14 protein-coding genes and 1 tRNA gene are annotated in these 15,522 nt (G+C 68.5%); 1 reads left to right on the forward strand and 14 read right to left on the reverse strand.

Features of this window, described 5'->3' with window-relative positions; translation table 11 throughout:
• Positions 1–5 precede the first annotated feature (5 nt).
• Entirely contained in the window at positions 6–2,255 is a 2,250-nt protein-coding gene (gene rnr, locus HZ992_RS10575; protein ID WP_245213484.1) for a ribonuclease R, read from the reverse strand.
• A gap of 40 nt (positions 2,256–2,295) precedes the next feature.
• Here rnr and HZ992_RS10580 point away from each other — a divergent pair.
• Positions 2,296–2,380, forward strand: a tRNA-Leu gene (locus HZ992_RS10580).
• Between the two features lie 80 nt (positions 2,381–2,460).
• On the opposite strand, the gene HZ992_RS10585 is transcribed toward HZ992_RS10580, so the two are convergent.
• The 13 genes from HZ992_RS10585 to ispG form a co-directional block, all read right to left on the reverse strand.
• Positions 2,461–2,982, reverse strand: coding sequence for a phosphoribosyltransferase (locus HZ992_RS10585; protein WP_209386602.1), 522 nt, complete (start codon positions 2,980–2,982; stop codon positions 2,461–2,463).
• A gap of 43 nt (positions 2,983–3,025) precedes the next feature.
• Positions 3,026–4,366 carry an adenylosuccinate synthase gene (locus tag HZ992_RS10590; RefSeq protein ID WP_209386603.1) on the reverse strand — a complete coding sequence of 447 codons (1,341 nt, stop codon included), beginning with the start codon at positions 4,364–4,366 and terminating at the stop codon, positions 3,026–3,028.
• Between the two features lie 46 nt (positions 4,367–4,412).
• Positions 4,413–5,570, reverse strand: a complete 1,158-nt coding sequence (locus HZ992_RS10595; protein ID WP_209386604.1) for an ATP phosphoribosyltransferase regulatory subunit — start codon at positions 5,568–5,570, stop codon at positions 4,413–4,415.
• Positions 5,571–5,634: 64 nt separating this feature from the next.
• Positions 5,635–5,835 carry a DUF2065 domain-containing protein gene (locus tag HZ992_RS10600; RefSeq protein ID WP_371816807.1) on the reverse strand — a complete coding sequence of 67 codons (201 nt, stop codon included), beginning with the start codon at positions 5,833–5,835 and terminating at the stop codon, positions 5,635–5,637.
• Positions 5,836–5,841: 6 nt separating this feature from the next.
• Entirely contained in the window at positions 5,842–6,744 is a 903-nt protein-coding gene (hflC, locus tag HZ992_RS10605; protein WP_209386605.1) for a protease modulator HflC, read from the reverse strand.
• Positions 6,745–6,764: 20 nt separating this feature from the next.
• Positions 6,765–8,105, reverse strand: a complete 1,341-nt coding sequence (hflK, locus tag HZ992_RS10610) for an FtsH protease activity modulator HflK (RefSeq protein ID WP_245213427.1) — start codon at positions 8,103–8,105, stop codon at positions 6,765–6,767.
• The gene (gene hflX / locus HZ992_RS10615) at positions 8,102–9,355 is read right to left on the reverse strand and encodes a GTPase HflX (RefSeq protein ID WP_209386606.1); all 1,254 of its coding nucleotides are present in this window, start codon (positions 9,353–9,355) and stop codon (positions 8,102–8,104) included. Before hflX ends, hflK begins: the two co-directional genes overlap by 4 nt.
• Entirely contained in the window at positions 9,352–9,594 is a 243-nt protein-coding gene (gene hfq / locus HZ992_RS10620; protein ID WP_209386607.1) for an RNA chaperone Hfq, read from the reverse strand. Before hfq ends, hflX begins: the two co-directional genes overlap by 4 nt.
• 100 nt (positions 9,595–9,694) lie before the next feature.
• Entirely contained in the window at positions 9,695–11,026 is a 1,332-nt protein-coding gene (gene der / locus HZ992_RS10625; protein WP_209386608.1) for a ribosome biogenesis GTPase Der, read from the reverse strand.
• A gap of 31 nt (positions 11,027–11,057) precedes the next feature.
• A complete protein-coding gene (bamB, locus tag HZ992_RS10630) occupies positions 11,058–12,188 on the reverse strand; it encodes an outer membrane protein assembly factor BamB (protein ID WP_209386609.1) in 1,131 nt (376 codons plus the stop codon).
• On the reverse strand, positions 12,185–12,862 hold the full coding sequence (locus HZ992_RS10635; RefSeq protein ID WP_209386610.1) for a YfgM family protein: 678 nt from the start codon (positions 12,860–12,862) through the stop codon (positions 12,185–12,187). Before HZ992_RS10635 ends, bamB begins: the two co-directional genes overlap by 4 nt.
• 29 nt (positions 12,863–12,891) lie before the next feature.
• Complete coding sequence (hisS, locus tag HZ992_RS10640; RefSeq protein WP_209386611.1) at positions 12,892–14,175, reverse strand: histidine--tRNA ligase; 1,284 nt, start codon at positions 14,173–14,175, stop codon at positions 12,892–12,894.
• A gap of 61 nt (positions 14,176–14,236) precedes the next feature.
• A complete protein-coding gene (gene ispG / locus HZ992_RS10645) occupies positions 14,237–15,517 on the reverse strand; it encodes a flavodoxin-dependent (E)-4-hydroxy-3-methylbut-2-enyl-diphosphate synthase (protein WP_209386612.1) in 1,281 nt (426 codons plus the stop codon).
• Positions 15,518–15,522 lie beyond the last annotated feature (5 nt).

Below are 15,522 nucleotides of genomic sequence, written 5' to 3' on the forward strand. Positions count from 1 at the left end.
GCGACTCAGCGCCGCTTGCTGCTGCGCGGTGCGGTGGAGGCCTTGCGCGCCGTCGCCTTGGCGGCACGCACCGGGTGCGCCGAGCCCCCCTTGGCCGGGCGCGACTTGGCCTTCGTGGCGGCCTTGGTGGCGCGGTCGGCAGCCTTGATCCTGGCGAGTTCGTCGCCGGCCTGGGCCTGCGGCACGCGTTCGCGCCGCGTGCGCAGGCGGGCCGCATCGTCTTCGCCCTCGCGCACCATGCGGAAGTCGATCTTGCGGCCGTCCAGGTCGACGCGGCTGACCTGCACCCGCACCCGCGCGCCGACGATGTAGCGCACGCCGCTGCGCTCGCCGCGCAGTTCCTGGCGTGCCTCGTCGAAGCGGTAGTACTCGCCGCCGAGCTCGGTGATGTGCACCAGGCCCTCGACATAGAGTGGATCCAGCGTCACGAACAGGCCGAAGCTCGTGACCGCGGTCACGGTGCCGGCGAACTCCTCGCCGAGGTGCTCGCGCATGTAGCGGCACTTGAGCCAGGCCTCGACGTCGCGCGAGGCCTCGTCGGCCCGGCGCTCGTTGGTGCTGCAATGCACGCCGGCGGCTTCCCAGTGCTCGAGCTCGACGTTCGGCCCCTTCACCGTCTTGCCGCCCTGGCGCACCTTGGGCGCTTCTTCGACGGCGCCGCTGAGCAGGTGATAACGCTTGCCGTGCAGCAGCGCCTTGATGACGCGGTGCACCAGCAGATCGGGGTAGCGCCGGATCGGGCTGGTGAAGTGGGTGTAGGCGTCGTAGGCCAGGCCGAAGTGACCGGCATTGGTGCCGGTGTAGATGGCCTGCTGCATCGAACGCAGCAGCATGGTGTGGATCTGCAGCGCGTCGGGTCGGTCCTTGGTCGCAGCGGCGATGGCCTGGAACTCCTTGGGCTGAGGATCCTCGCTGACCGCCAGGCCCAGGCCCAGCGCCTTCAGGTAGTTCTGCAGCAGCGTGCGCTTCTCGGGCGTCGGGCCTTCGTGCACCCGGTACAACGCCGGGTGCTTGGCGCGCGCGATGAAGTCAGCCGAGCAGACGTTGGCGGCGAGCATCGCCTCCTCGATGAGCCGGTGCGCATCGTTGCGCGTGCGCGGCACGATCTTCTCGATGCGGCCGTTCTCGTCGCAGACGATCTGCGTCTCGGTGGTCTCGAAGTCCATCGCGCCGCGGCGGCCGCGCTCCTTGAGCAGCGCGCGGTAGACCTCGTGCAGGTGCAGCAGGTGCGGCACGAGCTCGGCGCGCCGCGCCGCCTCCGGGCCGCGCGTGTTGCCGAGGATCGTGGCCACCTCGGTGTAGGTGAAGCGCGCGTGCGAGCAGATCACCGCAGGGTAGAACTGGTACGCATGCACCTCGCCTGTGGCGTCGACGATCATGTCGCACACCATCGCCAGCCGGTCTTCGTTCGGATTCAGCGAGCACAGGCCGTTGGAGATCTTCTCCGGCAGCATCGGGATGACGCGGCGCGGAAAGTACACCGAGGTGGCGCGTTCGTAGGCGTCGTCGTCGAGCGGCTCGCCCGGCTTCACGTAGTGGCTGACGTCGGCGATGGCGACGATCAGCCGCCATCCATTGGGCGCCTTGGTGCGGCCGATCTTCGCAGGCTCGCAGTACACCGCGTCGTCGAAGTCGCGCGCGTCCTCGCCGTCGATGGTGACCAGCGGCACGTCGGTCAGGTCGATGCGGTGCTTGCGGTCAGCAGGGCGGATCTTCTCCGGCAGCGCGGCCGCCTGGGCGAGTGTCTCCGGCGAGAAGCGGTGCGGCACCTCGTACTTGCGCACCGCGATCTCGATCTCCATGCCCGGATCGTCGATCTCGCCGAGCACCTCGGTCACGCGACCGACAGGCTGTGAGTACATCGACGGCGGTTCGGTCAGCTCGATGGCCACCACCTGGCCCGCGGTCGCATTGGCGATCGCATTCTTGGGCACCATGATGTCCTGACCGTAGCGCTTGTCTTCCGGCGCGACCAACCAGATGCCGCTTTCATGCAGCAGCCGGCCGATGATCGGAGCCTTGCGCCGCTCGAGGATCTCGAGGATGCGCCCTTCGGGCCGGCCCTTGCGGTCGTAGCGGATGATGCGCGCCTTGACGCGGTCGCGATGCAGCACCGCGCGCATCTCCTGTTGAGACAGGTAGATGTCGGGCTGTCGATCGTCGCGCACGATGAAACCGTGACCGTCGCGGTGGCCCTGCACCGTGCCTTCGACTTCGCTCATCAGCTCGGCGCCGACCGCGGGGGTTGTTGAGATTTGGTTTGTTTTGATGATATGATCCAAGACTTCCTGAAATGCCCAGGTGGCGGAATTGGTAGACGCACTAGTTTCAGGTACTAGCGGGTAACACCGTGGGGGTTCGAGTCCCTTCCTGGGCACCAGATGATAGACAGAGTCAAGAGAAGGCCAGCGCTGCACGCGCTGGCCTTTTTGTTTGCGCGATGGTTATGCAGATCGTGCGTCAGATGACGAACTTCTTCGCCAGGCCTTCCGGGCGCAGATCGTCGTATTCCTCGAACGGCTGGTGGATCCACGGGCTCGTGGGCAGCAGTTCGACGTAGTAGTCGGGCGTGTAGCTCGACACGCCCTTGGTCCAGATGACCGCCGATCGGAGTTCGCTGATCGACGGCATGCCACGCAAACGATCCACCACCGCGCGCAGCGTCACGCCCGAGTCGGCCAGATCGTCGACCAGCAACACCCGGCCGGCAAGTTCGCCCTTGGGCAGGGTGATGTACTTGGCCATGTCCAGGCGGCCCTGGATCGTCCCCGCATCGGCGCGGTAGGAGCTGGTCGACATGATCGCCAGCGGCTTGTCGAATACGCGCGACAGCACGTCGCCGGGCCGCATGCCGCCGCGCGCCAGGCAGAGGATCTGGTCGAACTCCCAACCCGACGCATGCACCTTGAGCGCCAGGCGCTCGATCAGCATGTGGTACTCGTCCCAGGAGACGTACAGGTGTTTGCCGTCGTCGGTCAGCATGAAAGGGCTCCAGATGAAATGGGGGCTCGCACTCGAAACTCAATCAGGCGCGGTAAGGATGGCGGAGCAGGATGGTGTGCTCGCGGTCCGGGCCGGTGGACACCATGTCGATCGGCGCGCCGATGAACTCCTTCACGCGCTCGAGGTAGCGCCGCGCGTTCAGCGGAAGCGCGTCCCAGTCGGTCACGCCGAAGGTCGTACCGCTCCAGCCGGGGAAGGTGTCGTAGATCGGCACGCAGGCGGCCACGTCGTCGGCGTCCAGCGGCAGGATGTCGATGCGCTGACCACGCAACTCGTAGCCCACGCAGACCTTGATCTCCGGCAGGCCGTCGAGCACGTCGAGCTTGGTGATGCACAGACCCGACACGCCGTTGATGATGATCGCGCGCTTGAGCGCCGCCGCGTCCAGCCAGCCGCAGCGGCGCGGCCGGCCGGTCACGGTGCCGCGCTCCTGGCCCACCGTCGAGAGGTGGTGGCCCACGGTACCGGGTTCGTCCATCGGCAGCTCGGTCGGGAACGGCCCGCTGCCCACACGCGTGGTGTAGGCCTTGGTGATGCCCAGGATGTAGTGCAGCATGTCCGGGCCGACACCCGAACCGGCCGCCGCGTTGCCGGCGACACAATTGCTCGACGTGACGTACGGGTAGGTGCCGTGATCGATGTCGAGCAGCGTGCCCTGCGCGCCTTCGAAGAGGATGTTGCCACCGCGCTTGTTGATGGTGTGCAGCATGTAGCCCACGTCGGCCATCATCGGCTTGAGCTGCTCGGCCACCTTCATCGCCAGGTCGTAGATGGGCTGGAACTCCAGCGGCTTCGACTTCAGGTATCCGCCGAGCGCGACGTTGTGAAGCGCGAGCAGTTCGCGCAGCTTGTCGGCAAAGCGCTGCGGGTGCTTCAGGTCCTGCACGCGCAGCGCGCGACGGGCCACCTTGTCCTCGTAGGCCGGGCCGATGCCCTTGCCGGTCGTGCCGATCTTGCCGGCACCGCTGGTCTCGCGCAGTGCCTCGCGGGCGCGGTCGACCTCGACGTGAAACGGCAGGATCAACGGGCAGGACTCGCTCACGAACAGCCGCGAGCGCACCTCCAGTCCGATGCCTTCCAGCCGCTCGATCTCCGCCAGCAGGTGGGTCGGGTCGACCACCACGCCGTTGCCGATGCAGCAGACCACGCCGTCGCGCATGATGCCCGAGGGGATCAGCTGCAGAGCCGTCTTCACGCCCTTGATGACCAGCGTGTGGCCGGCGTTGTGCCCGCCCTGGAAGCGCACGACGACCTCGGCATGGTCGGTCAGCCAGTCGACCACCTTGCCCTTGCCTTCGTCGCCCCACTGGGTGCCGACCACGACCACGTTGTGGCCGGCGGCTGTCGATGTGTTGTGCTGCATGTCTGGATTCACTCGAAACTGCTGATTCGCGAAGCGGCTCGTGCGCTCACAGCGCGCGCACCGCCCATTGGCCGGCGACCGCGACCAGTTCGCGGTCGCACTCGAACTCCTGGCCTTCGTGCTCGTGGCCGGGCAGGACGCACACGACCGTCTCGCCCTGCTCCCTCAGGCGACGTACCGCGACGCGCAGGCCGGCATCTTCCGACCAGGGCGCCCGCACGGCAGGGCGACCGCCGCGCCCGGGCACCAGCTGGGCGAGCTCCTTGATGTCGAGGCTGAAGCCCACCGCCGGACGGTTGCGCCCGAAGATCGCGCCGACCTCGTCGTAGCGGCCGCCACGCGCAATGGCGTCGCTCGAGCCCTTGGCGTAGATGGCGAAGCGTGCTCCGCTGTAGTACGACGAACCACCCACGTCGGCGAGGTCGAAGCCGACCCGCACTTGCGGATGCGCCTGGCGTGCATGGCGGGCCAGCGTGCCCAGATCGTCGAGTGCGGCGCGCACCGGCGGCAGGTCAGGCAGCTTGCGATGGGCCTCGGCCAGCATGTCCTCGCTTCCGTAGAGCGAGGGCAGCGCCTGCAATGCCGCGCGCAGGCCCTCGGGCAGGCCGGCGCACAGGTCGGTGAGCAGGCTGCCATCCTTGCCGGCCAATGCCGCATGGATGTCGGCGCGCCGTGCAGGCTCGACTCCCGCCAGCAGCGCCCGCACGATGCGCGCATCCGCCAGGTCCAGGGCCGGATCCGGCAGGCCGGCGCCGCTCAGGCAATCGAGGGCCAGGTCCTGCACCTCGATATCGGCTTCCAATCCCGCGTGGCCATAGATCTCGGCGCCGAACTGCAGCGGCTCGCGGGTCGATTGGATGCCCGACGGTCGGGTGTGCAGCACCGGCCCGCAATAGCACAGACGGGTCACACCGGCGCGATTGAGCAGGTGGGCGTCGATGCGGGCCACCTGCGGCGTCGCATCGGCTCGCACGCCGAGCGTGCGTCCGCTGAGCTGATCGACGAGCTTGAACGTCTTCAGGTCGAGGTCCCGGCCGGTGCCCGACAGCAGCGACTCGATGTGCTCCATCAGCGGCGGCATGACCAGTTCGCAACCGAAGGATCGCGCCACGTCGAGCAGACCGCGCCGCAGTTCCTCGATGTGTCTGGCCTGCGCAGGCAGGACGTCGGCAATGTGCTCGGGCAGCAGCCAAGCAGATGACATGGGAAAACCGCGGGGGATTAAAAAGCAGATTGTACCGGCCGCATCAGCCCCGCCCAGGCGGGCTTCACGGCCAGAACAACAGCAGCAGCCCGAGGCCCAGCATCATGCTCGACAGCCCCAGGAAGCGGATCTGCCCGTCGCTCATCCGGGTGGCCTGCTCGAAGAGCCGCCGCCATCCTCCCGGGCTGAAGAACGGCAGCAGCCCCTCCACCACCAGCATCAGCGCGCAGGCCGCCAGCAGCACGTCCCAGAAGCCTGCGGGCACGGCCGACTACTTCTTCGGTGCTGCCGCTGCGGCGGGCGCGGCGGAAGCGGAGCCGCGCATGGCCTTGAAGAAATCGCTGGCCGGGTCGAGCACCATCACGTCGCCCTTGGTCCGGAAGGCAGCCCGGTAGGCCTCGAGGCTGCGATAGAACTGCGCGAACTGCGGGTCGCGGCCGAAGGCCTCGGCGAAGATGGCCGACGCCTTCGCATCGCCCTCGCCCTTGACCTTCTGCGCTTCCCGGTAGGCCTCGGCCACGATGACCTGGCGCTGGCGGTCGGCATCGGCACGGATCTTTTCGCCCTCGGCACCGCCGGTGGAACGCAGCTGGTTGGCCACCTGCTGCCGCTCCGAGCGCATGCGGCTGTAGATCGAGTCGGTGATGTTGGCGACGAAGTCCACGCGCTTGATGCGCACGTCGAGGATCTCGATGCCGAAAGATTTGGCGTCGTCTTCCAGCCGGGCGCGCACATCCTGCATGACCTTGTCTCGCTCGATCGACAGCACGCCGCCGACGGTTCGCTTGGTCACCTCTTCGTTGAACGCGGCATGCACGACCGGCGACAGGCGCGTCTCGAGGTTGCGCATGTCGGTGCCGTTGTTGCGGATGAACTGGCGCGGCTCGGACACCCGCCACTTGACCAGCCAGTCGATGACCAGGCTCTTCTTTTCGGCGGTGAAGATCGGCCGCGTATCGGGGCTGTCCAGCGTCTGGATGCGACGGTCGAGGAACACGACGTTCTGGAACGGCGGAGGCAGCTTGACCTTCAGGCCCGGTTCTGTGATCACTTCCTTGATTTCGCCGAGCGCGTAGATGACGGCCACCTGGCGCTGGTCGACGACGAACAGCGTGGAGGCTGCCGCCATCAGGGCCAGCAGGACGAGGCCGACGATGAGTCCAATGCGATTCATGTGTTTGTGCTCCCTGCTGCTCAGCGGCCGTCGCGGTCACGCGTGCGCTGTCCGTCGCGCGAACGCGCATCGGCCGCGGCGGCGGCGGGCACGGTCGTCTCGGCGGCGGCTGGCGCGGCTGCGGGCGTTGCCGCGGTGCCGGGCGCGGCGCCGGCCTGTTGCATCAGCTTGTCCAGCGGCAGGTACAGCAGGTTCGAGTTGCCGCGGCTGTCCACCAGCACCTTGCTGACGTTGGAGTAGACCTGCTGCATCGTGTCGATGTACAGGCGATCGCGGGTCACGCTCGGCGCCTTCTGGTACTCGGTCAGCACGCGGCTGAAGCGCTGCGCGTCACCTTCCGCCTGCGCCACGATGCTCGACTTGTAGCCCTCGGCCTCCTCGCGCAAGCGCGCGGCGGTGCCCTGCGCCTTCGGGATCACGTCGCTGGCGTAGGCCAGGCCTTCCTTCTTCAGGCGATCACCGTCCTGGCCGGCCTTCAGGGTGTCCTCGAAAGCGGCCTGCACCTGCTCGGGGGGCTGCACGCTCTGCATGTTGACGTTGGCCACGACGATGCCCGCCTTGAGCCTGTCGAGCTGGGCCTGGATGGACTTCACCAGTTCGGCCGCGATGGCGTCGCGCTGCTCGTAAAGCACCGCGTCGATGTTGGTGCGGCCGACGATCTCGCGCACGGCCGATTCGGCCGCCAGCGTCACCGCTTCTTCGGGGTCGCGATTCTCGAAGATGAAGGCGCGCGCATCCTTGAGCCGGTACTGCACCGTGAAGCGGATGTCGATGATGTTCTCGTCCTGCGTCAGCATCGACGAGTCGCGCAGGCCAGTGGCCTGCACCACCACGTTGCGGCCGACCTCGCGCGAGCGCAACTGCGTCACGCTGACCGTCTCGTGCGCCTGGAACGGGTACGGCATGCGCCACTGGAAGCCGGCGTCCGCGGTGTGGCTGAACTTGCCGAACGAGGTGACGACCGCCTGCTGCCCTTCCTGGACGATGAAGAAGCCGCTGCCCAGCCAGATCAGCGCGACCACGCCGGCGATCAGGCCGGCGCCGATGCCGGCGCTCTTCATGTCGGGCTGGAAGTTGCTCGGGCCGCCGCCGTCGTCCGATGGGCCGCCACCGCGCGGGCCGCCGCCCTTGCCGCCGAACAGGCCGCCGAGCTTGCGGTTGAAGTCACGCCAGAGTTCGTCGAGGTCGGGCGGTCCGTCGTTGCGCCCGCCGCTGGCCAGACTCAGGTCGGCGCCGGCAGGGCGCAATGCGCGCCGCGATGCCGTGAAGGCACCGGCAAACAGCGCGCGAGCCGCTCGGGCGACCTCGCGCAGTCGCTCGACGGGGCCGGTGGAGGTGGGATTCGCGTGGTTCATGATCATGAGGCGAACGAATCGTGGGTTCCGGTGGAAGGGAGATCAAGCGTCGAAGCGGCGGACTCGCCGGCCGAATCGACTTCAATTGGGGGCCGGTGCGGGGCATTCAAGTCGGGATCGAGCGTTCCGCCGACCGCCTCGGTCAGCACCTGGCGCAACTCGGCCAGGCCGGTGCCGTCGATGGCACTGACGAAAACGCGCGGCACACGCTGCCCGCCGGCACGTTCGATCATGTCGCGCAGCACACGCGGCCGCTGGCTGGGCTCGAGGCGGTCGAGCTTGTTGAACACCAGCACCTGGGTGACCTGCCCGGCGCCGATCTCCTCGAGCACCCGCTCGACCTCGGCCATCTGCTCGTCGAGCACCGGGCTGGAGCAGTCGACCACGTGCAGCAGCAGGTCGGCATCGGCCGCCTCCTGCAGCGTGGCCTCGAAGGCCTCGACCAGCTTGTGCGGCAGGTCGCGGATGAAGCCGACGGTGTCCGACAGGGAAACGGCGCGCCCGACCTCCTCGAGATAGAGCTGCCGCGTGGTCGTGTCGAGCGTGGCGAACAGCTGGTCGGCCGCGTAGCTGCGCGCCTTGACCAGCGCGTTGAACAGCGTGGACTTGCCGGCGTTCGTGTAGCCCACCAGCGAGACACGGAAGGTCTGGTTGCGCTCGCGCGCCCGACGCTGCGTCTTGCGCTGCTTCTTGACGCTCTCGAGCCTGCGCTTCACCGTCTTGATGCGCTCGTCGATCATGCGCCGGTCGAGTTCGATCTGCGCTTCGCCCGGACCGCCGCGCGTGCCGATGCCACCCTGCTGGCGCTCCAGGTGGCTCCAGCGGCGCACCAGCCGGGTGGCCAGGTACTGCAAGCGCGCCAGTTCGACCTGCAGCTTGCCCTCGTGGCTCTGCGCCCGGGCGGCGAAGATCTCGAGGATCAGCATGGTGCGATCGGCGACGGCCACGCCCAGGTGCTGCTCGAGGTTGCGCTGCTGGGCCGGCGAGAGCGCCTGGTCGAACAGCACCGCTTCGGCCTGGTGGCCTTGCACCAGCGCCTTGATCTCGTCGGCCTTGCCCGACCCGACGAACAGCGCCGCGTCGGGCGCCTTGCGCCGCGCGATGACACGCGCCACCGCCACGTCGCCGGCGGATTCGGCCAGCAGCGCGAGTTCGTCGAGCGAAGCATCGAACGGGCCACGCCCGCCGAAGTCGACGCCGACGAGGATCGCCCGTGCAGGGCCGCCCGCCGGGCCGATGGGTTCCGCGGAACTCAAGCCTGCTCGGGCGTTTCGTTGGCGTGGAAGTTCACCGCCCGGCCCGGCACCACGGTGGAGATCGCGTGCTTGTAGACCATCTGCGTGACGGTGTTCCGGAGCAGCACCACATACTGATCGAAGGACTCGATGTGGCCCTGCAGCTTGATGCCGTTGACGAGATAGATCGACACCGGCACATGCTCCTTGCGCAGCAGGTTCAGAAACGGGTCTTGTAGGAGTTGCCCTTTATTGCTCACGATATGCTCCGTGATGAAAGTTCGTAGGACGGAGACGTTAACACAGCGCCATCGCGCCCTGCTGGATTCTCCGCATTGACCTTGTGATCAGCCGATCAGATCACTTCTCGTCGAAGGGGTTCCGCGAGGAGCGCATTTCGATGCGCAGCGGCGTGCCGACGAGCTTGAAGTGCTCGCGGAAGCGCCCTTCCAGGTAGCGCTTGTACGACTCGGTCACGTGCTCCAGCGAATTGCCGTGGATGACGATGATCGGCGGGTTCATCCCACCCTGGTGCGCGTAGCGCAGCTTGGGGCGGAACATGCCGGCGCGCTTGGGCGTCTGGTGCTCCACCGCCTCGAGCAGCAATCGGGTCAGCACCGGCGTGGGCATCTTGCGCGTGGCCGAGGCGTGCGAATCGGCGATCGCCTTCCACACCGGCGCCAGTCCCTGGCGCTTCTTCGCCGAGATGTGCAGCAGCGGCGCGAACTTCAGGAAGGCCAGGCGCTGCTCGATGGAACGCTGCAGCGTCTGCTTCTGGTAGTCATCGACCGCGTCCCACTTGTTCACCGCCATCACCACTGCGCGGCCGCTGTCGAGGATGTAGCCGGCGATGTGCGCGTCCTGGTCGGTCACGCCCTGGGTGGCGTCGAGCAGCAGCAGCACCACGTTGGCGTCGGCGATGGCCTGCAGCGTCTTGACCACCGAGAACTTCTCGATCGCTTCGAACACCTTGCCCTTGCGGCGCAGGCCCGCGGTGTCGATCAGTTCGAACTTCTGGCCGTTGCGCTCGAAGGGCACGTGGATCGCGTCCCGTGTCGTGCCCGGCAGGTCGAAGGCGACGAGGCGCTCTTCGCCCAGCCAGGTGTTGATCAGCGTGGACTTGCCGACGTTGGGCCGGCCGGCCACCGCCAGGCGGATCGGACCGTCGGTCTGATCGGGTGCCTCGTCTTCGTCGTCGAAGGGAAAGTCCGCCAGCGCCGCCTCGATCAGGCTGCGCACGCCCTGCCCGTGCGCGGCCGACACCGGGTGCGGCTCGCCCAGGCCGAGTTCGTAGAACTCGCCGAGCAGCGGCGACTCCGCCATGCCTTCGGCCTTGTTGGCCGCGAGCACCACCTTCTTGCCGGTGGTGCGCAGGAAGCGGGCGATGTCATGGTCCTGCGCGGACAGGCCGCCGCGCACGTCGACCACGAAAACCACCGCATCCGCCTCGGCCACCGCCTGGCGCGTCTGCTTGGCCATCTCCTTGAAGATGCCGGACTCCGCGGTCGGCTCGAAGCCGCCGGTATCGACGACGATGAACTCGCGGTCGCCCAGGCGGCCGTCGCCGTAGTGGCGGTCGCGCGTCAGGCCGGCGAAGTCGGCGACGATGGCGTCGCGGCTCTTCGTCATGCGGTTGAACAAAGTGGACTTGCCCACGTTGGGCCGGCCCACGAGGGCGAGAACGGGCTTCATGGACGCGAGGCTCCCGCCGCGTGGCGATGCGTCACTCGGGACGGAAGGCGTGCAGCCCGCCGTTGCGCGTGACGACCAGCAGCGTGTTGCCGGAAGCGACCGGCGCCGCTGCCGCTCCCGAGCTGTCGGTGGACAGTCGCAGCACCGGCTCGCCCTTGTCGAGCGACATCCAGTGCACCGTGCCCTCGCCATCGACGAACACCACCGTCGGGCCGACCGCCAGCGGAGAACTCACGCTGCGGTACATCAGCCGCTCCGACGTCCAGGCCACCTCGCCGGACGCCGTGCGCCAGGCGGTGAGGCGATCCGACGCATCCGCGCCGACGATGACCTGCTCGTTGCCGGCCACGCCCTCGGTGCCGCCGATGACGCGCGACCACAGAAGGTTGCCGCGTTCGGCGTTCACGCAACCGACGGCGGACTGGAAGGCCCGCATGCAGACGGTGTCGCCCAGGCGCAGCACAGGCGCCACCAGGTCGGCCAGGCGCTCCACCTCGTTGGCGCCGCGCGGCGAAGCCACCGGCACTTCCCAGCGCACCGAGCCGCGCAACGGGTCGATGCCGGCCAGGCGCGGGCCCTGCCCGACCAGCAGCGTGTCCTTGAAGGCCGCGACCACGCCGCCCTGGGCGAGCGTCAGGGCCTCACCCGGACGCTGCAGCGACCAGAGCTGGCGGCCGTCGAGCACGTCGTAGGCGAGCACGCGGCGGTCGACGCCGAGCACGAAGACACGTTCGCCGGCCACCAGCGGCGCCGTCACCACCTTGGTGCCGATCGGCTTGCGCCAGGCCGGCTTGCCGCCGTCGAGCACGACCAGGTCGCCCTCGCGCGTCACCACCGCGGCGAAGCGGCCGTCGCTGCCCACACCGGCGACGATGCGGCCGTCGACGCTGGTGCGCCAGAGCGTCTTGCCGGTGTCCGCCTGCACGGCGGCCACGGTGCCATCGCTGCCGGCGACGGTGAACACACCCGCGTTGACGGCCACCGAGAGCGGGAAGCCGACGTCGCCGATGCGCTCGGTCCAGACCTGCCGCCCGGCGATCGGCGCGGTGATCGGCTCGAGCGGCTTGGGCTTCGGGCGTTCCGGGCCGCTGGAGCAGGCCGCGAGCAGCAGCACCAGCGCGCCGGCCAGCAGCCGGCCGGTCGTGGCGGCGCGGCAGTTCACTTCGTCGCTCCAGCGGTCTTGGGCGCTTCGGCCGGCGGCGCGGCGCCCAGCGAGGTGAGCTTGGCGTCGATCAGCCGGCGGTACTCGACCTTCGGGTCCATCGTGTCCCAGGCCTTCTTGTAGGCGGCCTTCGCCTCCTCGGTCTTGCCTTGTGCGAGCAGGACGTCGCCACGCCGATCGGCCACCAGCGCCTCGAACTCCTTGCCGCTTGCGCCGTCGAGCTGCTTGAGCGCCTCGTCGTACTTCTTCTGGTCGGCCAGCACGCCGGCCAGGCGCAGGCGCGCCACCGTCTGGTACTCGGCCTCGGTGGCGTTGCCGGCCACCCAGCCCAGCGTGGCCACGGCGGCATCGGCCTGGCCCTTCTCGAACTGCAGCTTGGCTGCCACCAGGCCGCCCTGCTGTGCGTAGGCGGTGCGCGGGAAGCGCTCCTTCATGTCGTTGAAGATGCCGCCGGCCTTGCTGACCTCGCCGGCGATGGCGGCGCGCTCGAGCTCGTCGAACATCGCGGCAGCCTTCACGGCCTGGTCGCGCTGCCACCAGTTCCAGCCGTTCCAGGCGGCGAAGCCGGCCAGGGCCAGCGTCACCAGCCAGGTCAGGGCATTGCCGTACTGCTTCCAGAAAGCCTTCAGCTGGTCGAGCTGTTCTTGTTCTTCGAGATCGAGATGCGTGGCCATGGCGGGTGGGTGACGTCGGAAAGGCGGGATTATGCGGTGGCGAGGTCGGCCGCCCAGTTGGCGGCGCCGGCCAGCGGCAGGCTTCGTTGCGGGGCGGCGGCGTCGCGAAGGTCCTTCAGCGCGACCTCGCCGCGGGCGACCTCGTCGTCACCGAAGATCAGCGCGTAGCGCGCGCCACTGGCATCGGCGCGCTTGAACTGCGACTTCATGCCGGTGAAGCCGGCATTCATCTGCACGGCGATGCCGGCCGCGCGCAGCGCCTCGATGGCCACCATCGCCGGCACCAGCGCAGTGGCCGAGGGCACGACGGCGTAGACACGCGGCGGCGTCGGGGGCGGCGCGACACCGAGCTCTTCGAGAAGCAGCAGCACGCGCTCCAGCCCCAGGCCGAAGCCGACCGCCGGTGCCGGCTTGCCGCCGAGCTGCTCGATCAGGCCGTCGTAGCGGCCACCGCCGCACACCGTGCCCTGGGCACCGAGCTTGTCGGTGACCCACTCGAACACGGTGAGGTTGTAGTAGTCCATGCCGCGCACCAGGCGCGGGTTGATGCGGTAGACGAGACCCGCGGCATCGAGCACGGCACGCACGGCACCGAAGTGCGCCAGCGATTCGGCGCCGAGGAATGCCGGCAGCTGCGGCGCCGCCTCGATGAGAGGCTGCATCGCCGGATTCTTGCTGTCGAGGATGCGCAGCGGGTTGGTGTGCAGGCGGCGCTTGGCGTCTTCATCGAGCTGATCGGCATGCGCCTCGAGGTGCTTGATCAGCGCCGCGCGGTGCGCCAGGCGCTCGGCCGGCTGGCCCAGGCTGTTGAGCTCCAGGCGCACGTCGCGTTCTTCGACGATGCCCAGGTCGCGCCACAGCGCGCGCAGCATCAGGATCAGCTCGGCGTCGACGTCCGGGCCGGCGTAGCCCAGCGCCTCGGCGCCGAACTGGTGGAACTGCCGCGAGCGGCCCTTCTGCGGACGCTCGTGGCGGAACTGCGGGCCGATGTAGAAGAGGCGCCGCCCGCCGTCGCGCAGGAACGAGTGCTCGGTCATGGCGCGCACCACGCCGGCGGTGTTTTCCGGGCGCAGCGACAGGCGGTCGCCATTCATCGAGTCGACGAAGGAATACATCTCCTTCTCGACGATGTCGGTCACCTCGCCGAGGCCGCGCACGAACAGCGCCGTCGGCTCGACGATCGGCGTGCGCACGTTGGCGTAGCCGTAACGGTGCATCAGCGCGCGGATCTTGTCCTCGAGCCACTCCCACCGGGCGGAATCCGGCGGGAGGATGTCGTTCATGCCCTTGACGGCGCGGATCGGTTCAGCCATGGAATCGTGGTGCAGCGGATCAGCGCCGCTCGTGCGGCCGACCCTTCGGTGGGGTATCGCCTCAGGCCGCTGACGCGGCGCCGAAGCGCTTCTCGACGTAGTCCTCGACGATGCGGTGGAACTCCTGAACGATGCCGTCGCCGCGCAGGGTCAGGGCCTTCTCGCCGTCGATGAACACCGGTGCGGCCGGCGCTTCGCCGGTGCCGGGCAGGCTGATGCCGATGTCGGCATGCTTGCTCTCGCCCGGGCCATTGACGATGCAGCCCATCACCGCGACCTTCATCGTCTCGACACCCGGGTACTTGCCCTTCCACACCGGCATCTGCGCGCGCAGGTAGTCGTCGATCTGCTTGGCCAGCTCCTGGAAGGTGGTGCTCGTCGTGCGGCCGCAGCCCGGGCAGGCGGTCACGCTCGGATTGAACGAACGCAGGCCCAACGACTGCAGGATCTCCAGCGCCACCACCACCTCCTGCGTACGCGCCTCGCCGGGCTGCGGCGTGAGGCTGACGCGGATGGTGTCGCCGATGCCGTCCTGCAGCAGCAGCGCCAGCGCGGCGGTGGAGGCCACCGTGCCCTTGGTGCCCATGCCGGCTTCGGTCAGGCCCAGGTGCAGCGGGTAGTCGCAGCGCCTGGCGAGCGCGCGGTAGACGCTGACCAGGTCCTGCACGCCCGACATCTTGCACGACAGGATGATCTGGTCGGGCCGCAGGCCGATCTCCTCGGCGCGGCGCGCCGACTCGACCGCCGACATGATGATCGCGCGGTACATGATCTGCTGCGGCTCGTGCGGCTCGGGCAGCTTGGCGTTCTCATCCATCAGCTGCGCGAGCAGTTCCTGGTCGAGGCTGCCCCAGTTGACGCCGATGCGCACCGGCTTGTCGAACTTCGCTGCCGCTTCGACCATCTGCGCGAACTGGCGGTCTCGCTTGTCGCCCTTGCCGACGTTGCCCGGGTTGATGCGGTACTTCGACAGCGCTTCGGCACAGGCCGGAAAGTCGGTCAGCAGGCGATGGCCGTTGTAGTGGAAGTCGCCGATCAGCGGCACGTCGATGCCCATGCGGTCGAGCTGCTCGCGGATGTGCGGCACCGCTTCGGCCGCCTCGGGCGTGTTGACGGTGATGCGCACCATCTCCGAGCCGGCGATGGCCAGCTCCTGAACCTGGATGGCGGTGCCGATCGCGTCAACGGTGTCGGTGTTGGTCATCGACTGCACGCGAACCGGCGCGCCGCCGCCGATGGTGACGATGCGCGAGCCCCAGCGCACCTGCGCCTGGTGCGAATGGCGCTGTGCGGGGCGCGCCGGCTCGATGAACTCGTCGAGGGAAATCCGCTGATCGCTCATCTCGG

The sequence above is a fragment of the Rhizobacter sp. AJA081-3 genome, from assembly GCF_017795745.1.
Classification (GTDB): domain Bacteria; phylum Pseudomonadota; class Gammaproteobacteria; order Burkholderiales; family Burkholderiaceae_C; genus Piscinibacter.